This is a genomic window from Tsuneonella sp. HG094, from assembly GCF_053819285.1.
This window is the reverse complement of sequence record NZ_JBSORA010000001.1, coordinates 639,071-663,041: the sequence shown is the minus strand read 5'-3', so window position 1 is coordinate 663,041 and position 23,971 is coordinate 639,071. Positions and strand designations below refer to the sequence as shown.

Here is a 23,971-nt window from a genome sequence, read left to right as displayed (position 1 = left end):
CCTCGCAGCGCATACCCTCCGCCCGGTTCATCGAGGGGGGAACAGGATCATGATGTTCAAGGCAATCGTTCTGGCGGCGATCGCGCTCGCCTGCGCGGCACCTGCCAGCGCGCAGGACGACAGCAATGCGAAAGTCCTGAAGGCTGTCGACGCCTTCATGACGTCGCTCAACACCAAGAATGCCGATGCGATGAAGGCTTCGACGACCAGCGAAGGAATGCTCGCCGCGCTGGTCTATGGCGATAAGGGCACCCGCGTCCGGTTCACCAGCTTTGCCAAGACCATCGAGGATATCCGGACCGAGCCCGACACGCTCAACGAGGTCTACTGGACACCCACCGTGCTGGTGCACCGCGGGATCGCGGTCGTCTGGGCACCCTACAGCTTCGACTACAACGGCAAGCGCAGTCACTGCGGCGTGGACGTGTTCAACCTGCTCGAAGTGGATGGCGCGTGGAAGGTCAGCGGCATCCAGTACACGGTCGAACCCGGCGACTGCCCAAAGGGCCGCTGACGGCCTCAGTGGATCTCGTGCATGGCGAGGTACTTGCGCGCATCGCGCGGGCGGCGGAACAGGACGCCGCGCTCGCTGAACAGGACGAGGCACAGGCTCAGGATGCTGCACGTCAAAAGCGCGAAAGCGAGCGGCCGGGCGCTGCCATCGTAGAGCTGACCAATGGCAATCCCGAGCATCGCGCCCATCAACATGCGGATGAAACTCTGCACGCTCGAAGCGGCGCCGGCGGTCGTTTCGAAAGGCTGCATCGCGATCGAGCCGAAGTTCGCGCCCATGAAGCCCAGCAGGCACAGATTCGCGGCCATCAGAGGCACGAACCATTCGAGGCTCTTGCCGTGATAGAGCGCGGCATAGACCTGCAGCGCCGACACGACGATGAACGTGCATAGCGCCGCATGGCTGACCCGGCGGGCGCCGAACCGCTCGACGATGCGCGAATTTGCAAAGCTCGAAACCGCCAGCGTCGAGGCGGTCGCGCCGAAGATCAGCGGGAAATTGTCGCCCGCACCGAAGTGCTCGCCGACGAGTTGCTGCGCGCTGTTGATGTACCCGAACATGGCTCCGAAGGTGAGACCGGAGCCGAGAACGTAGCCGATCGCGGTACGGGTACGGAAGGTCAGCGGCAGGTTGTGCGCGACGCTGCGGAAGTCGAGCGGCTGGCGATCGTCGTGCGCGAGCGTCTCGGGCAACCGCGTCCAGGCCCACAGGCCGACCAGTGCGGCAAGCGCTGCCATGCCGACGAACACGAACGGCCAGTCCGCAATGTGGAGGATCGCCTGTCCGAACGACGGAGCAAGCACGGGTACGACCATGAACACGATGAAGATCGTGCTCATCAGCCGCGCCATTGCGTCGCCCTCGAACCGGTCGCGAATCACCGCCGCCGGGATCACACTGAGGCCAGCGGTGCCAAGGCCCTGCACGACCCGCAGGAACAGCAGCGATTCGAAACTGGGCGCCACCGCGCAGAGCAGGCAGGTGACGACGTAGAACGCGATGGCGGCAAAGATCAGCGGGCGGCGTCCGAAGCGGTCGGAAAGACTTCCCGGCACGAGGCAACCGACGCCGCTGGCAAGGAGATAGACCCCGACGACCAGCTGACGGCGATTGGGATCGTCCACGCCGAAGGTCGCCGCGATCTCGTCGAGCGCGGGGAGCATGCCGTCTATGGCAAGCGCGCCCAGGCTCATGATCGCCGCCATCAGCGCGACGAATTCGCCGCGTCCCATCGCGCGCGCCGTGCCGTCGCTTGAGTGGATCGAACCGGTCATGGCGAACCCCATGCCTATTGCAATGCAGCATGGGAAGGTATTTCCGGTCTGCGTGTATGGAGAAATGCCGCGCGCGGCATTAAGTGGCGCGCATGGAAGACGCGGATGGCGACGATGAGGCGCAGCAGGGCCTCCGCAAGATCATCCATGTCGACATGGACGCCTTTTTCGCCAGCTGCGAGCAGCGCGACAATCCGGAGCTGCGCGGCAAGCCCGTGGCGGTCGGCGGCTCGGGCGGCCGCGGCGTGGTAGCCGCCGCAAGCTATGAGGCGCGCAAGTTCGGTGTGCGCAGCGCCATGCCGGGCGTCACCGCGCGGCGACTCTGCCCCGACCTCATCTTCGTTCGCCACCGGTTCGAGGTGTACAAGGAAGTAAGCCAGCAGATCCGCGCGATCTTCCGCGACTATACCCCGCACGTCGAGCCGCTCAGCCTCGACGAGGCCTATCTCGACGTGACCGACGATCTGAAGGGGATCGGCAGCGCGACCTTGATCGCCGAGGAAATCCGCCGCCGCATTCGCGCCGAAACAAATCTCACGGCCAGCGCGGGCGTCAGCTACAACAAGTTCCTCGCCAAGCTCGCGAGCGACCAGAACAAGCCCGACGGCATCTGCGTGATACGCCCGGGTCAAGGCGCGGCATTCGTACAGTCTTTGCCCATCCGCCGGTTTCACGGGGTCGGTCCCAAGGGCGCGGAGAAAATGGCGCGGCTCGGCATCGCGACGGGCGCCGACCTCGCCGTGAAGGACCTCGCGTGGCTGCGGGCGCATTTCGGCAGCATGGCCGACTACCTCTACCGCGCCGCGCGCGGCATCGACCTCAGGCCGGTCCGCGCCAACCGCATCCGCAAGTCGGTCGGCGGCGAGCGGACGTTCTCGGACGACATCTCCAGCGGCCCGGCGCTTCGCGAAACGCTGGAGAACATCATCGAGATCGTCTGGGAGTCGATCGAACGGACGCAGGCCAAAGGCCGCACGATCACGCTCAAGATGAAATTCACCGACTTCCAGATCATGACCCGGGCGAAGTCGCTTCCGCACCCGGTGACCGACAAGGCCGAATTCGCGCAGCTTGCCCGAACCCTGCTCGACGAAGTTTTGCCCCTGCCCCTGCCGATCCGGCTGATGGGCCTCACGCTGTCCAATCTGGAACGCAGCGACAAGGCAGACGAGCGCCCGCGCGACGACGCCCAGTTGTCATTGCTCTAACGCAGGGCTGATCGCCAGCGATCGATCCGCAGCCGGGTCAACCGGGTGAGCGGCTCGGGTAGCGAATGGAGCGGGAAGAACCGCGCCTCGATCACCTCGCGCTTGTCGGGCTTCGGGAAGTCCTGCGTCCTGCCGGCGACGAGCCACGCGGTGTGCGGCGAACCGGAGATCGCTTCCTCGACGCTGTCGACCACCCGCGCGCCATCAAGCAAGCAGCCGACTTCCTCGCGCACTTCGCGCGCCGCAGCGGCGAGCGGTTCCTCGCCGCGGCCAACTCCGCCTCCGGGCAATGCCCAGCCGTCCGGGCCGTAGCTGTGGCGCACCAGCAGCAGGCGTCCGTCGAGGTCGCTCACGAACACCGATACCCCGGCAATCGGGTGGCCCGTCAGCAGACGCCAGCGATGGCGCAACCGGTGCGCAAAGCGCAGTGCCAGGCGGTGCAGGCCGGCCGGGATCAGGCGAAACATGTCACGGGCTGCAGCGCGGCGGCGAGCAGGCGTTTGACCGGAAGGTCACCGCGACCGGCAGCGGCATCCTCGAACACGCGGCGCTTCGCCTCGCCCCGGATGACGAACAGCAACCGGTCGCTCGCGAGCAAGGCAGGCAAGGTCAGGCTGATGCGGTCGAACGGTGCTTCGGGCGGCAACGGGTCGGGGGTCAGGCGGCGCATGGCCAGGCGATCGTCGATCCGCGGGTCGGTGTTCGGGAACAGAGATGCGACGTGGCCGTCCTCGCCCATGCCGAGCCACGCGAGCGCGAACACGGGAACCTGCTCCATCTCGGTCAGCGAGACGACCTCGGCCCCGGCCGGCTCCATCAGTGCGCGGATGCGGCCGGTGTTCGACGCCGGATGGTCCTCGGGGACCACGCGGTCGTCGCCCGGCCAGACGGTGACCCGGCGCCAGTCGAGCGGCGCGGTCGCGAGGCGCTCGAGGATCGGGAACGGGGTCGATCCGCCGGGCACGGTGATTGCCACTGGCCCTGGCGTCGCATCGAGCGCCGCGCCGATAACCGCGACGAGCCAGATCGCGATGTCCGCGTCGCTCGCGCCTTCGATCATTTCGAGATTGTCCATCCGCGCGTGCTACCAGAAAAGCGGCACCCGGTTCATCCGATTATCCCCCGCGTCGTCAGTCCGATGCCAGTCGCCGCGACCAGCAGGACCGCCGCGAGGCCGAGCCGGATCGACCGTAGCGGCCAACGTTCCAGCTCGCCCGCCATCGCAATGCCCATCGCCAGCGCAGCGGTGCCGCCGAAAGCTCCACCGATCCCGGCCAGCCAGGCCGATCCACCCGCGGCGAAGGCGAAGACGCAGAAGCGTGCCGCATCGCCGAGTTGGCGCGCCAGCAGCACGAGGAGCGTCGCGAACAGCGACCGCGTCGGCTCCTCCGGGAGGCGCAACTGGCGCTGCCACGCAAGCTCGATGGCCGCGACCAGCAGCGCGATCGCGACGAGCATGTCGGCCGCTGCGTCGGGCAGCGAAAGCGCCATCGCCAGCCCGGCGACCGCCATCGCCAGTCCCGAGACGGTCGACGCCACCGCACCGACCAGCAGCAGACCCCCGCCCTTGCCCAGCCGGTCGGCGAGCCGCGCGGCGAGCAACTGGTCGCGCCCACCGAGCGAGACCGCGAACACCGTCGCGAGCGCGAGGAGGAACGCCTCTGCCACCAGTGCCGCTCAGATCAGATCCACGGCCCCCTGATCGCGACCGTCTTGGTGGGACTGTAGGCGTTGACGAACAGCGTCTTGCCGTCGGGCGAGAAGCACGCCCCGGCAAGCTCGGTCTGGGCGTGCAGTCGACCCAGCGGATAGGACACGCCCGACGGGTCGATCCCGCGCAAGTGGTTGTCGACCACGTCGGTGTACTGGTCTTCGCACACCACGAGATCGCCCCACGGCGCCACGGTGAGGTTGTCGCCGTAGTTGAACTGGTCCGGGCTGGTCGATTCGAAGAAGAGGTGCAACCTGTCCTCGGCGCCCGACAGATCGAGCCGGAAGATTTGACCCAGCTTCGCGGTGCCGCCGCTCGTGCAGCAGAAGAACAGCTCGCCCTCGCCCATGTGGATGCCCTCGCCCCGCGCGAAAAGTGCTGCACCGGCAAGCGCGCCGCGCTTGCGAAGGTCGTCATTGGGCGCCTCGACATCCTCGAGGTCGACCCAGCGGGCCGCGCGGGTCGAGTACGGTGCGAAAGCCACTCCGCCCCAATTGCGGGTGTCGCGCACACCGTCTGCCAGCACCAGCGCCTGGAGCTTGCCGCCCTCGGCCAGCTTGCCCTTCACCTTCGGGACGAAGCGGTAGAGCAGCGAGTCGTCTCGGTCCTCTGTCTGGTAAACGTAGCCGGTGCGCGGATCGACGCAGGCGGCTTCGTGGTTGAAGCGCCCCATCGCCTTCAACGGCACGGGGTCGATCAGCCCTTGCGCGGCGGCAGGCACTTCGAAAGTCCAGCCGTGGTCCTTGCCGATGCGCCCGTCGGCCTTAACCGGCGCTTCTTCGCACGTGAGCCAGCTGCCCCACGGGGTCGTGCCGCCCGCACAGTTGCGGATCGTTCCGGCGAGCGAGCGGTACTGCTTTTCCACCTGCAACGTGCGCGCATCGAGCACGATCGTCGTGGTCCCGCCGGGCAGCGGGATAAGGCTGCGCGCCATGTAGTCGTACGCCTTGCCGACGACACCGCCGCCGTCGTGCCGGCCCGGTATGCATTCGTGGTTGCGAACCAGCGCGATCTTGCCGTTCGGGAGGTCGAAACAGCCCATGCCGTCTGCCGCGTCGGGGACGGTGAAACCGTCGGTCATCGTCTCGCCGAGCTGCGAGATCACGCGGTAGGAAAACCCTTGCGGCAGGTCGAGGAAACCCGCGGGATCGGGCACCAGCCCGCCATAGCCCACCCTGCCGCTGCGCCCGGTCGTCATGCACCCGCTGGCGGCCAACGCGCCGAACGCGCTCGCGGTGGCGCCAAGGAAACTGCGCCTGTGCATCAAATTTTTCATCGTGAACCCTCTTGGCGGATGAGCGAAGCCTGCGATAGCGCGGTGACGCGGCGATGACAGCCCAATCTTGCACGGGAGATGGCAACGATGGACTTTGCGGACGGACTGGCGGCGGTCGTCACGGGCGGCGCATCGGGTCTCGGCATGGCCAGCGCGACCGCGCTCGCCGAAGCCGGGTTCAAGGTGGTGATCTTCGACGTCAACGAGGAAGCCGGGACCGCCCACGCGAACCGGATCGGCGGCGTCTTCTGTCGAGTCGACATCACCGACGAGGAGTCAGTCGAGGCAGGGTTTGCCACGGCGCGTGCGGCGTACGGGCAGGAACGCCTGACTGTCCACTGCGCGATGACCAGCCGCCGCGGCAAGACGGTCGGCTGGGACAAGGCAACGGGCGGTTACAAGCGCTTGTCGACCGAGGACTACGCCTTCGGAGCCGAGGGCGTGCTCGTGTCGAGCTACCGCGTGGCCTCGATCTCGGCGCTCGGCATGGCCAACGCCGAACCGGTCACGCCGGACGGCGAGCGCGGTTGCATCATCCTGACCGCCAGCGTCGCGGCGCAGGATGGGCAGATCGGCCAGATCATCTACGGCAGCTGCAAGGCCGGCGTGAACGGGCTGGTGCTGCCGATGGCGCGCGACCTGATGGATCTCGGCATCCGGGTCAACTCGATCATGCCCGGCATCTTCGCCACCCCCCTGATGCTGGGGATGAAGGACCGCAACCCGGCGATGTGGGACCAGCTCAACGCCAGCGTTCCCTTCCCCAAGCGCCTCGGCGAGCCCGAGGAATTCGCCTCGCTTGTGCTGGAGATCGCCCGCAACGGATACCTCAACGCCCACCAGTTCCGGCTCGACGGCGGCATCCGGATGCCCCCGAAATAGCGATGGCGACGATCGGAGCCATAGAGGCGGGCGGCACCAAGTTCGTGCTCGCGCTCGCGAGCGCGGACGGGGCGATCCTCGACCGCACGCGGATCGATACCGGGCGTCCCGACATGACCTTCGCCCAAGCGAACGGCTGGTTTGACAAGGCGGCCAAGGAACACGGGGCAATCGGTGCCTTCGGCGTCGGCAGCTTCGGTCCGCTCGACATCGACCGTTCCTCGCCCGAATGGGGCACCTTCACCACCACGCCGAAACCCGGGTGGAGCGGGGCCAGTTGGTTGGCGGCGCTCGGCGGGTACAACGTCCCGATCGCAATCGACACCGACGTGAACGCGGCGGCGCTGGGCGAGTGGCTGGCGGGCGCGGGACACGGCGCGCGGACCCTCGCCTACACAACGGTCGGGACCGGCATCGGCACCGGGGTGCTGTCGCACGGCCGAGCGCTGGCCGGCTTCTCGCACTACGAGACCGGGCACATCGCGGTGCCCCGCGCGCGCGGCGACGACTGGCCCGGCGTCTGCCCTTTCCACGGCGATTGCCTTGAGGGGCTTGCCAGCGGCCCCGCCATCCTCGCGCGTTGGAGCCACGATCTCTCGCAGGCGAGCGAGGCGGAGATCGGCCAGGTCGCCGCCTACCTCGGCCACCTAGCGGCGACGCTGGTACTGCTCCACATGCCCGATCGCATGATCTTCGGCGGCGGGGTGATGAAGGGCGCGGGCCTGCTCGACGCGTTGCGCGCGGCGGCCAGCGAAGCACTCGGCGGCTATGTTTCGGCGTGGTCCGGCGATCTTGCCGAGCGCATCGTCTTACCGGGCCTCGGCGACGACGCCGGCATCACCGGCGCGATTGAACTGGGCCGCGGCGTGCTCGCCAGGGCATTCGAATAGGGGCTTGGAGCGGGTAGCGGGAATCGAACCCGCGCGTTCAGCATGGGAAGCTGACAGGCTACCATTACATCATACCCGCCCGGGTATCGCTGCCCGGGATTTCCCGCAAGCGGCGCGCCTTTAGCGCGGGCCGGCAGCAGCGGTCAATCAGGTTGACCGAGCCATTGAACGCAGGTGGTCGCCGGACCCGATTTCTGGCGTCAGGCGTTTAGGGCACACGTGTCCGCACCAAACGGAGAAGTTCATTGCGAAATTTGGTTCTTGCCGCCGCCCTGCCTCTGGCGCTTGCCGCCTGTAATCAAGCGCCCGCCGACAACGATGAGGCCGACGCGGTCGCTACGGGCGGCGAAGTCGACGCGGCCACCGGCACCGACAGCGATAGCGGCGGCGATCGCGGCGCTGATACGTCCCCGGCCCCGACGGCGACGGTAACCGCGACGCCGACTGCCTCGCCTACGCCGACGCCCACGGCCACTGCGACCGATGCGGCCAATCAGTCCATCCCCGTCGCGCTGCAAGGTCGCTGGGCCTTGGTCCCGGCCGACTGCACGAGCACACGGGGCGATGCCAAGGGCCTCATGACCGTCGCGCCCACGACGCTGCGCTTCTACGAATCGCTGGCCCGCCTCGGCACCATCCAACAGCGGAGTGCCCGGTCGATTAGGGCGCAGTTCTCCTACACCGGCGAGGGAATGACCTGGTCCCGAATCGAAACGCTCAGCGTTTCGGGCAACAAGCTCACACGCACGCAGCGCGGCGGCGACGAGCCCGGCTCGGGAGGTCCATTCACCTACACCAAGTGCTGAAGCAGTCGGCGACGCCTTGAACCCTGCGCTCTTTCGGCTAACGCGGGGCGCATGACAGGCCAGTTTCAGCTCACCGAAGACCAGCTCGCCATCCAGGACATGGCGAGGAAGTTCACCGCCGACCGCATCACGCCCTTCGCCGCGCAGTGGGACGAGGAGCACCACTTCCCGCGTGACGTGGTGCAGGCGGCGGGCGAGCTTGGCTTCGGCGCAATCTATGTGTCCGAAGATTCGGGCGGCATCGCGCTCGGCCGGCTCGAGGCGGCGCTGATCATGGAAGCGATGGCCTACGGCTGCCCCGCGACCAGCGCCTACGTCTCGATCCATAACATGGCGAGCTGGATGATCGATCGCTTCGGCGGCGACGAGGTGAAGGCGAAGTTCCTGCCCAGGCTCGTGAGCATGGAGCATATCGCGAGCTACGCCCTGACCGAGCCCGGCTCGGGCTCGGACGCGGCCGCGCTCAAGACCACCGCGCGTCTGGACGGCGACCACTACGTCGTCAATGGCACCAAGCAGTTCATCTCGGGCAGCGGTTTCAACGACATCTATGTCGTCATGGTCCGCACGAGCGACGACAAGAGCAAGGGCATCACCTGCCTCGTCGTCGAGAAGGGCACACCGGGTCTCAGTCACGGTGCGCCCGAGAAGAAGCTCGGCTGGAACGCATCGCCCACCGCGCAACTCATCTTCGAGGACTGCCGGGTGCCGGTCGCCAACCGCGTCGGGGCCGAGGGTGAAGGCTTCCGCTTCGCGATGGCGGGTCTCGACGGTGGCCGTCTCAACATCGGTGCGTGCAGCCTCGGCGGCGCGCAGCGGTGCCTCGACGAGGCGGTCAAGTACTCCAAGGAACGCCAGCAGTTCGGCCAGCCGATCGCCGACTTCCAGAACACCCAGTTCATGCTCGCCGACATGGCGACCGACCTCGAGGCGGCGCGCGCGCTACTCTATCTGGCCGCGGCCAAGGTTACCGACAACGCGCCCGACAAGACGCGCTTCTCGGCAATGGCGAAGCGGCTGGCGACCGACTCGGGCAGCAAGATCGTCAACGACGCGCTGCAGCTGTTCGGCGGCTACGGCTACCTGCGCGACTATCCGATCGAGCGCTTCTGGCGCGACCTGCGCGTACACTCGATCCTCGAGGGCACCAACCAGGTCATGCGCATGATCGTCGGCCGCGACATGCTGCGCCAATGACGACGCTTGCGATGACCGCACTGGTCGTGCCCGACTACGACGAGGCGATCGCCTTTTTCACCGCCGGCCTCGGTTTCGACCTGGTCGAGGACACCGATCTCGGCGGTGGGAAGCGCTGGGTCGTGGTTGGTGGGAAGGACGGTGGCAAGCTCCTGCTCGCCAAGGCGGCCAACGACGTCCAGTCGGCAGCGGTCGGCAACCAGGCGGGCGGCCGCGTGGGCTGGTTCGCCCACACCGACGATTTCGTCGCCAGCCACGCCCGTCTCGAAGCAAACGGCGCTCGTTTCGAGGAAGCGCCGCGGCACGAAGCCTTCGGCACCGTCGCGGTATTCTCCGATCCGTGGGGCAATCGCTGGGACCTTATCGAACGCAGGAATATCGCCGCATGACCGACGAAGTCCATATTTCCCGCGACGGGCGCGCCGGACACATCTCGCTCAACCGGCCCAAGGCGCTCCATGCGCTGACGCTCGACATGTGCCACGCGATGAGCGCGGCGCTGTCGAAGTGGGAGAACGATAGCAAGGTGGCCGCGATCATCGTCGATCACGCTGAAGGGCGGGGTTTCTGCGCGGGCGGCGATATCGCTTTCCTGCGCAACTCCGCTCTAAACGACGGCGGGGTTTCGGGGCGGAAGTTCTTCCACGACGAATACCAGCTCAACCACCAGATGTTCGCCTATCCCACGCCGATCGTCGCCTTTATGGACGGCGTGACGATGGGCGGCGGCGTGGGCATCTCGCAGCCCGCGAAATTCCGCGTCGCGACCGAGAACACCCGGTTCGCCATGCCCGAGACCGGCATCGGCCTGTTCCCCGACGTCGGCGGCGGCTGGTATCTGTCCCGCCTGGCCGGACGGCTCGGCCAGTTTCTCGCCCTCACCGGCGCGCGGCTTGACGGGGCCGAGTGCCTGTGGGCGGGCCTTGCCACGCATTACCTGCCGAGCGAGAAGCTCTCAGATGCGAAGGCGCGCATCGCCGAGCACCCCGACCGGATCGCGGGCATCCTGTCCGAACTCGCGGTCACTCCGCCGCCCGCCCGGCTGGAGGCGAATGCCGACAAGATCGCCCATCATTTTCGCTCCGATCGCTACGAGGACATTCTCGCCAGCCTCGAGGGGCAGGCCGACAGCGACGACTGGGCGATGAAGGAGCTCGCGACGCTCCACACCAAGAGCCCGCAGACCTGCAAGGTCGCGCTGCGCCAGCTCGCGATTAGCGCGACGCTGGGCGACTTCGCCGACAACATGGCAATGGAATACCGCATCGCCAGCCGCGTGCTGACCCGCCCCGATTTCGCCGAGGGCGTTCGCGCGGTCATCGTCGACAAGACCGGCGATCCCAGGTGGGATCCGGCCACCCCCGAAGGTGTGAGCGAAGCGCTGCTCGACGGCATCTTCGCCCCCCTACCCGCAGACGAAGAATGGAAGCCGTTAAGATGACCAGCGCGACCTACGAAACCATCACCGTCGAACGGCGCGACGCGGTGACGCTGATCACGCTCAACCGGCCGCAAGCGCTGAATGCACTCAACTCGCAAGTGCTCGAGGACCTGATCGCCGCCTTTGCCGCGTTCGAGGCCGATCCCGGCCAGCGCTGCGCGGTGCTCACCGGCGCGGGCGACAAGGCCTTCGCCGCGGGGGCCGACATCAAGGAGATGTCCGACAAGCCGGCGGCCGATTTCTACCTCGACGATTTCTTCAGCCGCTGGACCAGCGACCTCGTCAGAAAGGTCCGCAAGCCGTGGATCGCCGCGGTCAACGGCTTCGCACTCGGCGGCGGATGCGAATTGGCGATGATGGCGGACTTCATCATCGCGTCGGACAAGGCCAAGTTCGGCCAGCCCGAGATCAACCTCGGCGTCGCGCCCGGTATGGGCGGAAGCCAGCGGCTGACCAAGGCGGTCGGCAAGGCAAAGGCCATGGAAATGTGCCTCACCGGCCGGATGATGGGCGCCGAGGAAGCCGAGCGCGCCAACCTCGTCGCGCGAGTGGTTCCGCATGAAAGCCTTGTCGATGAAGCGCTTAAAACCGCTGGAACGATCGCGAGCAAGCCTCCGATGGCGGCGATCGCCAACAAGGAAATGGTCAACGCCGCGTTCGAGACCAGCCTCGACCAAGGCCTCGTGATCGAACGCCGCATCTTCCAGATCCTCGCCGCGAGCGAAGACAAGGCCGAAGGCATGGCCGCGTTCATCGAGAAGCGCGAAGGGAAGTGGACGGGCCGCTGAGGCGCTGACGCCTACTCGGTCGAAACCGGAGTTGCGGCGTCTTCCGCCGCCTTGTCCTTCGCCGCCTTGCGTTCAGTGAACCACATTATTGCGAGCGCACCTTCGAACAGCAGGATAAGCGGTATCGCCAGCATGAGCTGGCTGATGACGTCCGGCGGGGTCGCCACTGCCGCGATCACGAACGCGCCGACGATCATGTAGCGCCGCGCACCGACCAGCGCGGCCCTGCTTACGATCCCCGCCGTGTTGAGCAGCAGGAGCAGGACCGGCAGCAGGAACGACAGACCGAACGCCAGAATGAACTGCATGACGAGGCCAAGGTAATCCTCGGAATTGGGCAGCGCCTCGATCGTCACCCCGCCCTGCGTGCCTTCGAAACCCAAGAACCAGTGGAAGGCGGTCGGCATGACCACGTAATAGGCGAGCGCCCCGCCACCGATGAACAGCACCGGTGTGGCCAGCAGGAACGGCAGGAAGGCCCTCTTCTCCTTCGCATAGAGCCCCGGCGCGACGAAGGCCCAAAGCTGGTTGGCGATCACCGGAAAGCTGACGAAGAACGCCGCCCACATCGCGACTTTCAGTTCCACGAAAAACTGGCCGTAGAGCTTGGTGAAGATCAGCCGGTTCTGCCCGGCATCGAGCAGCGGCTGGGTCAGGAAGCCAAGGATCGGCTTGGCGAAGTAAAGGCAGACGAGGAACGCCACCAGCAGCGCCGCGAAAGCGCGGAGCAACCGTGCGCGCAGCTCGATCAGGTGGTCGAGCAGCGGCGCCTGCGTCTCATCGATGTCGGGGATCTTGAAGACCATCAGCGGAGCGGAAGCTGGGGTTCGTCGGACGGCGCGGGATCGGCTGCCGGTTCGCTGGCGGACGGCGGAGGCGGTGGCGGACTATCCGCGGGTGGCTGGTCCGATGGCTTGGGCAGTGGCCGCATCTCGTGGTCCGACAGGTCGACCGCCGGCACTTGCGCCATGATCTGGGCGTTCTGCTCGGCCCACTTCTTTTCCATTTCCTCGAGCTCGGCCTCGCGAATCATCGCCTCGACCCCGGCGCGGAAATGGTTCGAGGTGCGGCGGACCTTGCCGATCCACTTGCCCGCCGTGCGCATCGCGCGGGGCAGGTCCTTGGGACCGATCACCAACACCGCGACGAACACGATGACCAGCAGTTCCTGCCAGTCTATTCCGAACATGAATCAGCCTTTCGCGCAGTTGCGAGCGGTCAGTCGCGGTGTCCGACGCCCGGGTGCGGGTCCTTGGCCGCTTCGCCGGCGGGCTTGGCATCGTGGTGCGGGCCTTCCAGGCTGTGAACGGGCTTGGCCGCCGCAGCCTTGGCATCGGCTTCCGACTCCTCGTCACTGATGCCCTTCTTGAAGCTTTTGATGCCCTTGCCGAACTCGCCCATGATGTCGCCCACGCGGCCCTTGCCGAACAGCACGAGCACGACGAGCAGCACGATCAGCCAGTGCCAGATGGAAAACGAACCCATGGAACTATACTCCTTGGGTTCAATCTAGGGGATCGGCGGCCTCTTTGCCAGCCTCGGCGTCATCGCCGTCCGAAGTTGTCAGCGCGTCGAACACGTCATCGACCGGGTCGAGCAGGCCGGCCGCCTTCAGTTCGTCGATCCCCGGCAGGTCGCGGCGGGACGACAAGCCGAAGTGTTCGAGAAACTCGGGCGTGGTGGCGTAGATCACCGGCCGCCCGGGCACTTCGCGCCGTCCGGCAACGCGCACCCAGCCAGCCTCCATCAGCACGTCGAGCGTCCCGCCCGAGGTCTGCACCCCGCGGATGGCCTCGATCTCCGCGCGGCTGACGGGCTCGTGATAGGCGACGATTGCGAGCACTTCGGTCGCGGCGCGCGAGAGCTTGCGCACCGCCTCGCGCTCGCGACGCAGAATGTGGGCAAGGTCGGGCGCGGTCTGGAAATGCCACCGCCCGCCCCGCTCGACGAGGTGGATGCCGCGCTCGCGGTAATGCTCGGCGAGCGCCGTGAGCGCCTCGCGCACGTCGCCCAAAGGCGCTCCTGCGAGATGACTGGCGAGCGCTTCGGCGCTCATCGGCTCCTCGGCGGCGAACAGCGTCGCCTCGAGCGCCCTTTCCAGTTCGGTGCTCAAGCGGTGGCCCGCCGCAGGCGCAGCGGCCCGAACGCCTCGTCCTGCGCGATCTCGGCCTTGCCCAGTCGCGCGAGTTCGAGCGCGGCGACGAAGCTGGAGGCGAGCGCCGACTTGCGCAGCCGCGGTTCGGCGTGGGGCGGAAGGAACTGGCGCAGTTCCATCCAGTCGAGCGTCACACCCAGCATCGCCGATACCCGGTCGAGCGCCGAATCGAGAGTCATCACCGGTCGCTCGCGGACCATGTGGACGACGGGCGCGGTGCGCGCGTTGACCTGGCCGTACGCCTGCACCAGCGCGAACCATTCGCACTGCCACAGCGTCTTGCGATCGGTGCGCAGACCCTCGGGCGCGCCTCGCGGGAACACGTCGCGGCCCAGCCGGTCACGGCCCATCAGCCGAGCCGCAGCCTCACGCATGGCGGCCAGCCGCGCGAGGCGCAGTTGCAGGCGCAGTGCGAGGTCCTCGGGGCTCGGGTCCTCCTGCTCGTCCTTGGGCAGCAGCAGCGCCGACTTGAGGTAGGCAAGCCACGCGGCCATCACGAGGTAGTCGGCGGCCAACTCCAGCTTCAGCGCCTCGGCGCGCTCGATGTAGGCAATGTACTGGTCGACCAGCGACAGGATCGAGATCGCCTTCAGATCGACCTTCTGCCGCCGCGCGAGGTCGAGCAGCAGGTCGAGCGGTCCCTCCCAGTTGTCGAGCTCAAGATAGAGCGCGGCATCGTCGGTCGGCGCAGCGGCCGGGCCGGACCAGTCGTCAGCCGGTTCCCCGAGGTCGAGGACCAGCGCCTCTTCGTTCACGCCGCTGCTCCGGCGATAGCCAGCAAGGTGTCGCGCGTTGCCAGCAGTTCGGCCTTGTCGCCTTCGGGCGCGATGGCGGTACCCGCGAGCGCACGTTCCAGCCGCGTGGCGGTCTCGTCGGACATCGTCGGCAAGCGCTGGGCGATGCCGACCATGTCGTCCATCTTCGCCCAGCAATTCAATGCGATGTCGCATCCCGCCGCGACGGAAATTTCGGCCCGCTCGGGTACCGAGCCCGACAGCGCCTCCATGTCGAGGTCGTCGGTCAGCAGCAGCCCGTCGAAGCCAATGCGCCCCCGGATAATGTCGCGGATTACGGTCGGCGACTGGGTCGCCGGATGATCGCTGTCCCACGCAGTGAACACGAGGTGCCCCGTCATTCCGATCGGCGCGTCCTTCAGCGCGCGGAACGGGGCGAGGTCGGTTTCCAGCTCCTCTTCGCTCGCGGTGACTGTCGGCAGTTCCTTGTGCGTGTCGCAGAGCGAGCGGCCGTGGCCCGGCATGTGCTTGATGCAGCCCGCGACCCCCGCCAGCGCCAGCCCTTCCAGCGTCGCCCGCCCGAGCGCGGCGACGCGCAGCGGCTCGGCGCCGAACGCGCGGTCGCCGATCACGTCGTGCGCGCCGGGCTGGCGAACGTCGAGCGGCGGGTGATAATCGACTGTGATCCCGGCCTCGGCCAGTTCGATCCCCATCGCATGGGCGTTGGCGCGCGCCGCCGCGATCGCCGAGCTCGGCGCCACTTCGTACAGAGCGTCGAATGCGGCACCTGCGGGAAAGGCGCTGAAATGCGGCGGGCGCATCCGGGCGACGCGCCCGCCTTCCTGATCGATGCTCACCAGGAGCCGGTCGCGGCCGTGGATCGCGCGCAGTTCGTCGGTCAGCGCGCGAACCTGCTCCATCGTGTCGATGTTGCGCCCGAACAGGATGTATCCCGCCGGATCGCTGTCGCGAAAGAACGCCCGCTCGTCGTCGGTCAGCGTCAGTCCGGACAGGCCGAAGATCGCGGGTATCATGGACGAAACGGTCGCACACAAGCGCCGCGCATCGCAAGCGCCGCGCGGTCAGTCGATGTGCAAAACGCCGTCAGCGACAGCTCATTTGACCTGGCAGGCCACTCCATCGCCCTTGAGCGCGCTGCACAGGCGGCTGGCGGAGGCGGCATCGCCGGCCACCGCCTGCAGACGGTAGACGGTGCCGATGTCGGCCTGCCCTTGCACCACGCGGTGCGAAACGCCCGCAAGTTTGTCGGTCTGGTTGAGCAGGCGCTGCCATCCGGCTTCGGCATCGGCCTTGCTGGAATAGGCACCGACCTGCACCACGGTTCCGCTGGCTGCGGGTGGCGGAGCGGGTTCGGCAGGAGCCGTCTTGTCGGTCGTACTCGGCACAGCGAGGCTCGGCGCGGGGGCACTGTCGGCGATACGGCCCTCGGTGTCCTTGCCTTCACCCACGGCGGGGGCGAGGTTGCCGGTGCCTTCGAACTGCTTGCCGCCCGGATCGGCCGGCTTTTCCTTGTACGGTCCCGGCGGCGCTTCGATCGTGCTGCCGTCTGCCACGAGTTCGGCCCCGGCGTCGCGGTTGCCGAACCACCAGATGCCGCCGACGAATGCGCCCAGCGCCAGCAGCGCAAGCACCACGAAGCCCGCTATGCGGCCGCTATCGACGCCCTCGTCCTCGTCCTCTTCGTCGCCCGATTCGAGCCAGGGCAGGCGCTCGTCCTCCTGGGCGAGAGCAAGCTGCTCGTCGCCGACATAGTCGTGATCTTCCCGCCCGATCATCGTCACATCTCCTCGACGGCCTCGACCCCCAATAGCGCGAGACCGTTGCGGATTACTTGCCCGATCTGCTGGCCGAGGAAAAGCCTTGCGCCTGTCAGCGCCGGATCGCCCGCGACGATGAAGCGCTTGTCGGGCGCGTCGTTGCCGAGGTTCCAGTATCCGTGGAATGCCGCGGCGAGGTCGTAGAGGTAGAACGCGATGCGGTGCGGTTCGCGCGCAGCGGCGGCCGCCTCGACCGCGCGGGGAAACTGCGCGGCGAGCTTGACGAGCGCCAGCTCCTCCTGCCCCAACCGGTCGAGCGCGGCGGGATCGGGCGCGATGCCCTCGGCCGCGGCCTTGCGCAGCGTCGAGTGAATCCGCGCGCTGGCGTACTGGACGTAGAAGACCGGATTGTCCTTCGACGCTTCGACCACCTTGGCGAAATCGAACTCCATTTGCGCGTCGGGCTTGCGAGTCAGCATGGTGAACCGCACCACGTCCTTGCCGACCTCGCTCACGACGTCGGCCAGCGTCACGAAAGTGCCCGCCCGCTTCGACATCTTGACCGGTTCGCCGCCGCGCAGAAGCTGCACCATCTGCACGAGCTTGACGTCGAACGGGATCGCTCGCCCCTCGCCTTCCGCCAGCGCGGCGACGGCGGCCTTGATCCGCTTGACCGTGCCCGCATGGTCGGCGCCCCAGATGTCGATCAGTTCATCCGCCGCACCTGCCTTTTGCATGTGATAGGCAAGGTCGGCGCCGAAGTACGTCCAGTTGCCGTCGCTCTTGCGGATCGGGCGGTCCTGGTCGTCGCCGAACTTCGTCGCGCGGAACAGCGGCAGCTCGACCGGCTCCCAGTCGTCGGGCGTCTTGCCCTTGGGCGCCTCGAGCACGCCGTCGTAGACAAGGTCGTGCCGGCGCATCCACGCCTCGGCCTCGGCGGGCTTGCCGGCCGCCTGGAGCGCTGCCTCGCTTGCGAATTCGTCGTGCCGGATCCCCAGCAGCGCCAAGTCGGCGCGGATCATGTCCATCATCGCGGCGACGGTCTTCGCCTTGAATTCGGGCAACCACTCGCTCTCCGGCGCGGCGACGAAGCGGTCGCCGTATTCGGCGGCCAGCACTTTGCCGACCGGCACGAGATAATCGCCCGGATAGAGCCCCTCGGGGATGTCGCCGATGTCCTCGCCGAGCGCCTCGCGGTACCGCAGGTGCGCCGAGCGCGCGAGCGTATCGACCTGGCTGCCAGCATCGTTGACGTAGTATTCGCGGATCACCGGGTGGCCGACGAACGCGAGCAGGTTGGCGAGCGCATCGCCCACCACCGCGCCGCGGCAGTGGCCCATGTGCATCGGGCCGGTCGGGTTGGCCGACACATACTCGACATTGACCCGGCGTCCGGCGCCGACCCGCGAGCGGCCGTAATCGAGTCCCAGCGCGGCCACGGTGCGCAGTTCCCTCAGCCACTCCGAATCGGCGAGGCGCAGGTTGATGAAGCCCGGCCCGGCGATCTCGGCGCTGGTGACCGACGGTTCGCGGGTCAGGTGCGCGACGATCTTCTCGGCGAGCGCGCGGGGATTGGTCGCAGCCTGCTTGGCCAGCACCATCGCGGCATTGGTGGCGAGGTCGCCGTGCGACGGGTCGCGCGGCGGCTCGACCGTCACGGCCGCGTTGGAGGAACCGGGCGGCAGCGCGCCTTCCAGCTCGAGCGCATGCAGCACAGCGGCGATGCGCGCCGCGAAGGCGGCGTGGAGTGTCAGTGTCTCGGACATGGCGGCGCGGTTAGCCCATCCGGGCCAAAGCGCAAGGGTGAGCGCCCCCTCGCGCCATGCCAAAAATCAGCGCGTGGCGTTGTAGGCGAGCTGCGCTTCGGTCAGCTGGAAACCGATCAGCAGCTCGAACGTGGCGCGGGCGACCGCCGCCTTGACCGCCGGATCGGCCAGCGGATCGAGCGCGGCATCCTCGTCGCCCGCCTTGCGGCGGCGGGTGATCTGCTCGCGGATGTCGGCGGGCAGCGTCGCCTCGGCACGGTCGACATAAGCGCCAGCCTGTCCGCGGGCCTGCGCGCGCTCCTGCCCGTCGGCGAACTGCAACGTCACCTGGCCGACTCGCTTGGTCACCACCTGGGTGCCGCCGCGCAGCACGACCGAATAGTACGGCAGGGTCACCGTGCGGGCGCCGCGCGTATCCGTGCGGCGTCCCAGCACGTCGAACGTGGCGTTGGTGTACAGACGCGGCGAACCATCGTCGCACGTCGTGCGCACGTTGGTGATCGAGGCGGTCACGTCGATGTTCGCAGCGCTCGCGTCGCCGCCTTGCGCGAAAGTCGTTACGTCGCCGGTGTAGTCGGGCACGCCCACCGCCGGACAGGCGGTGCGGACCGCGGTGATGCCGACGCCCTGATCGACCACCAGCTCGCCATCTGACTTGCACCCGGCCAATGCGGCTCCCATCATCAGCATGGCGGCAAGGCGAAGGCGGGTGGTCATGGCAGGTTCGGTCCCGAATAGGTCGTTGAGCCGCCGCCCTAGCGGCGCGCGCAGCGAAGCGCTAGGGGGCGGGATATGAACGCCCCCTTTCAGGATCGTCCCGAGCCCGCCGGCAAGCCGCGCCTCACGCTGCTGATCGCCGCCCCGCGCGGATTCTGCGCCGGGGTCGACCGCGCGATCGAGATCGTCGAGCGGGCGATCGAACGCTACGGCGCGCCGGTCTATGTCCGGCACGAAATCGTCCACAACAAGTACGTCGTGGATTCGCTCAAGGCGCAGGGCGCGATCTTCGTCGAGGAACTCGACGAGGTGCCCGATGGAGCCCCGGTGGTTTTCTCCGCCCACGGCGTGCCAAAGGCCATCCCGGTCGAAGCGACTCGCCGCGAGATGGTGTGGGTCGATGCGACCTGCCCGCTGGTCAGCAAGGTCCACCGCCAGGCCGAGCGCCAGATCGAAGCGGGACGGCACATCGTCTTCGTCGGCCATGCGGGCCATCCGGAAGTGATCGGCACGATGGGCCAGGTGCCCGAGGGCACGATCACGCTGGTCGAGACGATCGACGATGTCGCGAAGCTCGATGTCGCCAGCGACGTGCCGCTGTCGTACCTGACGCAGACCACCCTGTCGGTCGACGACACGCGCGATATCGTCGCCGCGCTCCACGCCAAGTTTCCGCACATCGTGGGCCCCAAGGCCGAGGACATCTGCTACGCCACGTCCAACCGGCAGGCGGCGGTCAAGGCGATCGCGCCGGGCAGCGACCTCGTGCTGGTGATCGGCGCCCCCAACTCGTCGAATTCGCTGCGCCTCGTCGAGGTGGCCGAACGCATGGGGACGACCGCGAAGCTGATCCAGCGCGCGGCCGAGATCCAGCCCGAATGGCTCGACGGAGTCGGTACGCTCGGGTTGACCGCGGGCGCGTCGGCCCCGGAAAGCCTCGTGCGCGAAGTCGTCCGCAAGCTTGGCGAATGGCGCGAGATCGAGGAACACACGCTGGTCTCGGCCGAGGAAAAGATGGTCTTCAAGCTGCCCCGCCAACTCGTCGGCTGAGCGCGTGGCGGTCTATACCCACCTCGCCGCCGAGGACCTCTCCGCCCTGATCGCCGAATACGACGTGGGCGAGCTGGTATCCGCCAAGGGCATCGCCGAGGGTGTCTCGAACTCGAACTGGCTGATCGAGACGACCGGCTCGAATGGCGGCGGCGGCCGGTACATCCTCACGATGTACGAGCGGCGCATCGACATTACCGAACTGCCGTTCTTCCTCGACCTGCTCGATCACCTGTCGGCCATGGGCTGCGCGGTTCCGCGCACGATCCACGACCGCAGCGGCGCGTCCTCCCGCACGATCGATGGCAAAGCCGTCGCCCTGATCGAGTTCCTTCCGGGAGTATCGGTCGACCGCCCCACGCCGTCGCAGGCGCGCGCGGTCGGCGCGGCGCTGGCGGGTGTCCACCTTGCGAGCAGGGATTTTGCCGGCCGCCGTGCCAACGCACTCGGCATCGCCCACACGGCGGCAGCACTGGCCAAATGCGGGGCCGGGCCGCTGGCCGGGATCGATCCTGCCCTCCCCGAAGCGATCGCCGTCGCGGCAGGCTTGCGTGAAAGCTGGCCGAAGGGCCTGCCGCAGGCGATCTGCCACACCGATCTGTTCCCGGACAACGTGCTGATGCGCGGCTCCGAAGTGAGCGCGATGATCGACTTCTATTTCGCCTGCGAAGACGCGATGGCCTACGACCTTGCCGTCACCCACGCGGCGTGGAGCTTCGATGGCGCGGGCCACCGCTTCAACGAAGCGGTCGGGACGGCGCTGGCAGCGGGCTACGAATCGGTCCGGCCGTTGTCATCGGACGAGCGCAACGCCCTTCCCACGCTCGCGCAAGGAGCCTGCCTGCGCTTCGTCGTCAGCCGCGCGGAGGACTGGATCAACACTCCGCCCGACGCGCTGGTGACACGCAAGGACCCGATGGCGTTCATGCGCCGCTTGCAATTCTATGTCGGTGCGGGTCAGAGCGCGTTCGGATCATGAAGAAAGTCGACATTTTTACCGACGGGGCCTGCAAGGGCAATCCCGGCCCCGGTGGCTGGGGCGCGTTGCTGCGCATGGGTCGGCACGAGAAGGAACTGTCGGGCGGCGAGCCCGATACAACCAACAACCGGATGGAACTGACAGCCGCGATCAAGGCGCTCGAAGCGCTGATCGAGCCGTGCGACATCCGGCTCCATTCCGACAGCAAGTACGTGCTCGACGGGATCACCAAGTGGGTCCACGGCTGGCAGCGCAACGGCTGGAAAAACGCCAGCAAGCAGCCCGTCCGCAACGCCGATCTGTGGCACGAATTGATCGCCGCCGCCAAGCCGCACACAGTCGAATGGATCTGGGTCAAGGGCCACGACGGCCACCCCGAGAACGAGCGGGCCGACGCACTCGCCGTGATCGAAGCGGAGCGCGTCGCCAAAGCCGCTTGAAGCTTGCCGCCTGATTACTCTTCGACGGTCTCGGCGCCCGGACCGTTCTTCTGGATCGATTCGATCGCGTTCTTGGCGCTGGCCTTGGACTTGTAGCCCTCGGTCCAGAAGATCGCTTCGGAATTGTACATGAAGTAGGCGACGTATTCGCCGGCCTTGTTCTGCTTGATCTTGAAGTGGTGCGCCATCGCATCTGCTCCCATCCGCATTGAAGGAGCGGGCAGACTAACTTTTGTCAGCCTCGTGTCGAGTCGAACCGACCGGCGTCATACAGGCTTGCGTCGAGCCGTTCGGTCATCGCGTCGCGCGGACGATCGAGCAGCAACTGGGCAGCGAGACGCGCGGCGGCGGGAGCGGTCTGGATCCCGAACCCGCCCTGCCCGGCGAACCAGAACAGGCCCTCGATACGCGGATCGAAGCCATAGACCGGCAACCGGTCGGGCGCGAAACTGCGCAGGCCCGCCCACTTGCGTTCGACCGCGCACACGCGCCAGTCGACGACCTGTTCGAAGCGGTCGATCGCCTCGGCCACGGCGAGTTCCTCGGGCGCTGCATCACACGGCGGGGACGGTTCCTCGTCGTGCGGGCTCAGCCACAGGCGGCCGCTCTCGGGCTTGAAGTAGAACCGGCCCGCGATGTCGAGCACCAGCGGCAGGTCGACCGGCGGCGCCGGATCGGTCCGCAACTGGGCGACCGTGCGACGCAGCGGCTGGATGCCGAGCGCAAGGGCTCCCGCCAGCTCGGCGAACGTATCCGCCCAGGCCCCGGCCGCGTTTACCAGGACGTCGGCGTGCAAGACCTCGCCCTGCTCGCTGCCGATCGCCCATCCGGCACCCTCGCGGTGGGCCGAGGCAACCGGCCAGCGGGTCCACAGTTCGACCCCCTTGCGCTTCGCTGCGGTCAGGTAGTGCTGGTGGAGCGCAGCAACATCGATATCGGCGCATGCCGGTTCCCACACCGCGCCGGTGTAGCCCTGGCGGACGCCCGGCAAGCGGTCCGCCAGCGCGGCACGGCCGAGCCGCTCGATATGCACGCCGCTGCCAGCAAAGGTTTCCATGAAGACATCGAGATCGCCTTCGTGTTCGCCGCGCCCCACGTAGAGCGCACCGCGCGGGCTGAGAAACCCGCGCTCGCGCAGCCACGGACCCGATGCGAGCGTGAGCGGCACCACCTTCGGCCCGCCGTAGCATTCCTCCCAGAACGCCGCCGAGCGCCCGGTGGTGTGATATCCCGGGCGATCCTCGGCCTCGACAACCACGACGCGCCCCGCGCCGAGCGCTGACAGTTCGGCAGCGATGCTCGCTCCGGCGATGCCCGCGCCGACGATCGCGATGTCGCACCGCTCGCTCATCGGCCAGCACGCACGTCTTCGAGGAAGCGGTCGATCTCGCCGAACGCCCGGAGGCGCGCGGCGTCCGCCTCGCGGAGGATTTCGTGGTGCGCCTCGTCGCCGAACGTCACGAGCCGCGCGTTCGGCAGGCGGCGGGCGGCAGCGGCGATCGCATCGTACGATACCAGCCGGTCCGCGGTCGTTGCCAGTATCAGCACGGGAATGTCGACGCGCTCGAGGACACCCGGCGCGGAGAGCAGGCGCATCGAGGCATAGGCCCGCTCGAGCCATTTCCAGCTGCCCGGCCCCATGGTGACTTCGGGGCGCTCGCGCCGCCACCAGAGTTCGTCGTCGTAGCGGTCGGCATCATGCGTCAGCAGGTGGCGCCGCGACGCAGGCGGCTCGCCGGGCTTCTCGCTCCATTTCCACGCGGGCCTGCGCGGATCGCCCAGCGCCATCATTGCGCGCGCCGCAGCCTGCATGATCGCGGGTGGCACCTTGCCGCGCAGGCCCAGCATGGGCGCGACCAAGACGAGGGCATCGGGCGAGATCCGCCCTTCGGCGACCGCGCGCAAGGCGACGTGGGCGCCCATCGAATGTCCAGCAAGGACGCGCGGAGCAGCGGATGACACTGCCCATTCGGTCCACAGTGCCTCGATATCGTCGATCCACTGCGCGAAATCTCCGATGTGCCCGGTAACCGCATCGCCGCCGAGGCGTCCCGAGCCGCCCTGCCCCCGCAGGTCGACCGCCGTGACCCGCATTCCGCGCCGCTGCCAGTGCGCAAATGCCTCGAGGTACTTCTCGTAGAAGTCGCCGCGCCCGGGGACGAACAGCAGTGAACCATGTGCGCCGTTCGCAGGTGCCGGAAGATCGATCCGGCGGATCGCGTGGCCATCGCCTGCGGTCCACGCGCCTTCCACCGCGCCCCCGGGGATCGCGCGGCGGCCGGCAGGGCTTCCGTCGGCTTCCGGCGCGTGGCTAATGGCGAAACTCCGGTCGTGGTTACTATTTGGTAAGCACTGGCGACTAGCA

Annotated in this window: 29 protein-coding genes and 1 tRNA gene; 12 read left to right on the top strand and 18 right to left on the bottom strand. The window is 67.7% G+C overall.

Features of this window, described 5'->3' with window-relative positions; translation table 11 throughout:
- Window positions 1–49 precede the first annotated feature (49 nt).
- On the top strand, window positions 50–514 hold the full coding sequence (locus ACWPMX_RS03260; RefSeq protein WP_455698617.1) for a hypothetical protein: 465 nt from the start codon (window positions 50–52) through the stop codon (window positions 512–514).
- 5 nt (window positions 515–519) lie between these two features.
- Here ACWPMX_RS03260 and ACWPMX_RS03255 read toward each other — a convergent pair whose 3' ends face one another.
- On the bottom strand, window positions 520–1,788 hold the full coding sequence (locus ACWPMX_RS03255) for a multidrug effflux MFS transporter (protein WP_455698616.1): 1,269 nt from the start codon (window positions 1,786–1,788) through the stop codon (window positions 520–522).
- Window positions 1,789–1,880: 92 nt separating this feature from the next.
- On the opposite strand from ACWPMX_RS03255, the gene dinB reads away from it, so the two are divergent.
- Window positions 1,881–2,996, top strand: coding sequence for a DNA polymerase IV (dinB, locus tag ACWPMX_RS03250; RefSeq protein WP_455698615.1), 1,116 nt, complete (start codon window positions 1,881–1,883; stop codon window positions 2,994–2,996).
- Here dinB and ACWPMX_RS03245 read toward each other — a convergent pair.
- From ACWPMX_RS03245 to ACWPMX_RS03230, 4 genes are read right to left on the bottom strand one after another with little or no spacing between them, the layout of a single operon-like run.
- Window positions 2,993–3,463, bottom strand: a complete 471-nt coding sequence (locus ACWPMX_RS03245; RefSeq protein WP_455698614.1) for an NUDIX domain-containing protein — start codon at window positions 3,461–3,463, stop codon at window positions 2,993–2,995. The two genes, dinB and ACWPMX_RS03245, sit on opposite strands and share 4 nt — an antisense overlap.
- Window positions 3,451–4,071: a 6-phosphogluconolactonase gene (locus ACWPMX_RS03240; protein ID WP_455698613.1), complete on the bottom strand. Its 621-nt coding sequence runs from the start codon at window positions 4,069–4,071 to the stop codon at window positions 3,451–3,453. Before ACWPMX_RS03240 ends, ACWPMX_RS03245 begins: the two co-directional genes overlap by 13 nt.
- Before the next feature lie 32 nt (window positions 4,072–4,103).
- Entirely contained in the window at window positions 4,104–4,664 is a 561-nt protein-coding gene (locus tag ACWPMX_RS03235) for a TMEM165/GDT1 family protein (RefSeq protein ID WP_455698612.1), read from the bottom strand.
- 14 nt (window positions 4,665–4,678) lie between these two features.
- Window positions 4,679–5,971, bottom strand: coding sequence for an alkaline phosphatase PhoX (locus ACWPMX_RS03230; protein WP_455698611.1), 1,293 nt, complete (start codon window positions 5,969–5,971; stop codon window positions 4,679–4,681).
- Window positions 5,972–6,070: 99 nt separating this feature from the next.
- Here ACWPMX_RS03230 and ACWPMX_RS03225 point away from each other — a divergent pair, with 99 nt between their 5' ends.
- Both ACWPMX_RS03225 and ACWPMX_RS03220 read left to right on the top strand, forming a co-directional pair.
- A complete protein-coding gene (locus ACWPMX_RS03225; RefSeq protein ID WP_455698610.1) occupies window positions 6,071–6,865 on the top strand; it encodes an SDR family oxidoreductase in 795 nt (264 codons plus the stop codon).
- Window positions 6,866–6,867: 2 nt separating this feature from the next.
- Window positions 6,868–7,755, top strand: a complete 888-nt coding sequence (locus ACWPMX_RS03220; protein WP_455698609.1) for an ROK family protein — start codon at window positions 6,868–6,870, stop codon at window positions 7,753–7,755.
- A gap of 5 nt (window positions 7,756–7,760) precedes the next feature.
- On the opposite strand, the gene ACWPMX_RS03215 is transcribed toward ACWPMX_RS03220, so the two are convergent.
- Window positions 7,761–7,834: transfer RNA gene (locus ACWPMX_RS03215), tRNA-Gly, on the bottom strand.
- A 166-nt stretch (window positions 7,835–8,000) separates the two neighbouring features.
- Between ACWPMX_RS03215 and ACWPMX_RS03210 the strand changes: the two genes are divergently transcribed.
- The 5 genes from ACWPMX_RS03210 to ACWPMX_RS03190 are packed head-to-tail and all read left to right on the top strand — an operon-like array spanning window position 8,001 to window position 11,987.
- Complete coding sequence (locus ACWPMX_RS03210) at window positions 8,001–8,561, top strand: hypothetical protein (RefSeq protein WP_455698608.1); 561 nt, start codon at window positions 8,001–8,003, stop codon at window positions 8,559–8,561.
- A gap of 51 nt (window positions 8,562–8,612) precedes the next feature.
- A complete protein-coding gene (locus ACWPMX_RS03205; RefSeq protein WP_455698607.1) occupies window positions 8,613–9,758 on the top strand; it encodes an acyl-CoA dehydrogenase family protein in 1,146 nt (381 codons plus the stop codon).
- Between the two features lie 11 nt (window positions 9,759–9,769).
- Window positions 9,770–10,147, top strand: a complete 378-nt coding sequence (locus ACWPMX_RS03200) for a VOC family protein (protein WP_455698606.1) — start codon at window positions 9,770–9,772, stop codon at window positions 10,145–10,147.
- On the top strand, window positions 10,144–11,199 hold the full coding sequence (locus ACWPMX_RS03195; RefSeq protein WP_455698605.1) for an enoyl-CoA hydratase/isomerase family protein: 1,056 nt from the start codon (window positions 10,144–10,146) through the stop codon (window positions 11,197–11,199). The genes ACWPMX_RS03200 and ACWPMX_RS03195 overlap by 4 nt, the downstream gene beginning before the upstream one ends.
- The gene (locus ACWPMX_RS03190; RefSeq protein WP_455698604.1) at window positions 11,196–11,987 is read left to right on the top strand and encodes an enoyl-CoA hydratase-related protein; all 792 of its coding nucleotides are present in this window, start codon (window positions 11,196–11,198) and stop codon (window positions 11,985–11,987) included. Before ACWPMX_RS03195 ends, ACWPMX_RS03190 begins: the two co-directional genes overlap by 4 nt.
- A gap of 11 nt (window positions 11,988–11,998) precedes the next feature.
- Here ACWPMX_RS03190 and tatC read toward each other — a convergent pair whose 3' ends face one another.
- From tatC to ACWPMX_RS03145, 9 genes are all read right to left on the bottom strand, one after another.
- Complete coding sequence (tatC, locus tag ACWPMX_RS03185; protein WP_455698603.1) at window positions 11,999–12,793, bottom strand: twin-arginine translocase subunit TatC; 795 nt, start codon at window positions 12,791–12,793, stop codon at window positions 11,999–12,001.
- Window positions 12,793–13,176: a Sec-independent protein translocase protein TatB gene (gene tatB / locus ACWPMX_RS03180; RefSeq protein WP_455698602.1), complete on the bottom strand. Its 384-nt coding sequence runs from the start codon at window positions 13,174–13,176 to the stop codon at window positions 12,793–12,795. Before tatB ends, tatC begins: the two co-directional genes overlap by 1 nt.
- A gap of 29 nt (window positions 13,177–13,205) precedes the next feature.
- On the bottom strand, window positions 13,206–13,472 hold the full coding sequence (locus ACWPMX_RS03175) for a twin-arginine translocase TatA/TatE family subunit (protein WP_455698601.1): 267 nt from the start codon (window positions 13,470–13,472) through the stop codon (window positions 13,206–13,208).
- 19 nt (window positions 13,473–13,491) lie between these two features.
- Window positions 13,492–14,100: an SMC-Scp complex subunit ScpB gene (scpB, locus tag ACWPMX_RS03170; RefSeq protein WP_455698600.1), complete on the bottom strand. Its 609-nt coding sequence runs from the start codon at window positions 14,098–14,100 to the stop codon at window positions 13,492–13,494.
- Window positions 14,097–14,897 (bottom strand): segregation and condensation protein A, encoded by an 801-nt coding sequence (locus tag ACWPMX_RS03165; RefSeq protein ID WP_455698599.1) that lies wholly within the window; start codon window positions 14,895–14,897, stop codon window positions 14,097–14,099. The genes scpB and ACWPMX_RS03165 overlap by 4 nt, the downstream gene beginning before the upstream one ends.
- Window positions 14,894–15,910, bottom strand: coding sequence for a beta-N-acetylhexosaminidase (gene nagZ, locus ACWPMX_RS03160; protein ID WP_455698598.1), 1,017 nt, complete (start codon window positions 15,908–15,910; stop codon window positions 14,894–14,896). The genes ACWPMX_RS03165 and nagZ overlap by 4 nt, the downstream gene beginning before the upstream one ends.
- A gap of 81 nt (window positions 15,911–15,991) precedes the next feature.
- Window positions 15,992–16,672, bottom strand: coding sequence for an SPOR domain-containing protein (locus ACWPMX_RS03155; RefSeq protein ID WP_455698597.1), 681 nt, complete (start codon window positions 16,670–16,672; stop codon window positions 15,992–15,994).
- A 2-nt stretch (window positions 16,673–16,674) separates the two neighbouring features.
- Complete coding sequence (gene argS / locus ACWPMX_RS03150; protein ID WP_455698596.1) at window positions 16,675–18,420, bottom strand: arginine--tRNA ligase; 1,746 nt, start codon at window positions 18,418–18,420, stop codon at window positions 16,675–16,677.
- A gap of 66 nt (window positions 18,421–18,486) precedes the next feature.
- Window positions 18,487–19,137 (bottom strand): hypothetical protein, encoded by a 651-nt coding sequence (locus ACWPMX_RS03145; RefSeq protein ID WP_455698595.1) that lies wholly within the window; start codon window positions 19,135–19,137, stop codon window positions 18,487–18,489.
- Between the two features lie 75 nt (window positions 19,138–19,212).
- Here ACWPMX_RS03145 and ispH point away from each other — a divergent pair, with 75 nt between their 5' ends.
- From ispH to rnhA, 3 genes are read left to right on the top strand one after another with little or no spacing between them, the layout of a single operon-like run.
- Window positions 19,213–20,187, top strand: a complete 975-nt coding sequence (gene ispH, locus ACWPMX_RS03140; RefSeq protein ID WP_455698594.1) for a 4-hydroxy-3-methylbut-2-enyl diphosphate reductase — start codon at window positions 19,213–19,215, stop codon at window positions 20,185–20,187.
- A gap of 4 nt (window positions 20,188–20,191) precedes the next feature.
- The gene (gene thrB, locus ACWPMX_RS03135; RefSeq protein ID WP_455698593.1) at window positions 20,192–21,166 is read left to right on the top strand and encodes a homoserine kinase; all 975 of its coding nucleotides are present in this window, start codon (window positions 20,192–20,194) and stop codon (window positions 21,164–21,166) included.
- The gene (gene rnhA, locus ACWPMX_RS03130) at window positions 21,163–21,606 is read left to right on the top strand and encodes a ribonuclease HI (RefSeq protein ID WP_455698592.1); all 444 of its coding nucleotides are present in this window, start codon (window positions 21,163–21,165) and stop codon (window positions 21,604–21,606) included. The genes thrB and rnhA overlap by 4 nt, the downstream gene beginning before the upstream one ends.
- 14 nt (window positions 21,607–21,620) lie before the next feature.
- Here rnhA and ACWPMX_RS03125 read toward each other — a convergent pair whose 3' ends face one another.
- Genes ACWPMX_RS03125 through ACWPMX_RS03115 form a run of 3 tightly spaced genes read right to left on the bottom strand, consistent with a single transcriptional unit; the run spans window position 21,621 to window position 23,859 of the window.
- Window positions 21,621–21,794 (bottom strand): YegP family protein, encoded by a 174-nt coding sequence (locus ACWPMX_RS03125; protein ID WP_455698591.1) that lies wholly within the window; start codon window positions 21,792–21,794, stop codon window positions 21,621–21,623.
- A 47-nt stretch (window positions 21,795–21,841) separates the two neighbouring features.
- Window positions 21,842–22,957 (bottom strand): NAD(P)/FAD-dependent oxidoreductase, encoded by a 1,116-nt coding sequence (locus tag ACWPMX_RS03120; RefSeq protein WP_455698590.1) that lies wholly within the window; start codon window positions 22,955–22,957, stop codon window positions 21,842–21,844.
- Window positions 22,954–23,859 (bottom strand): alpha/beta hydrolase, encoded by a 906-nt coding sequence (locus ACWPMX_RS03115; protein ID WP_455698589.1) that lies wholly within the window; start codon window positions 23,857–23,859, stop codon window positions 22,954–22,956. Before ACWPMX_RS03115 ends, ACWPMX_RS03120 begins: the two co-directional genes overlap by 4 nt.
- Window positions 23,860–23,971 lie beyond the last annotated feature (112 nt).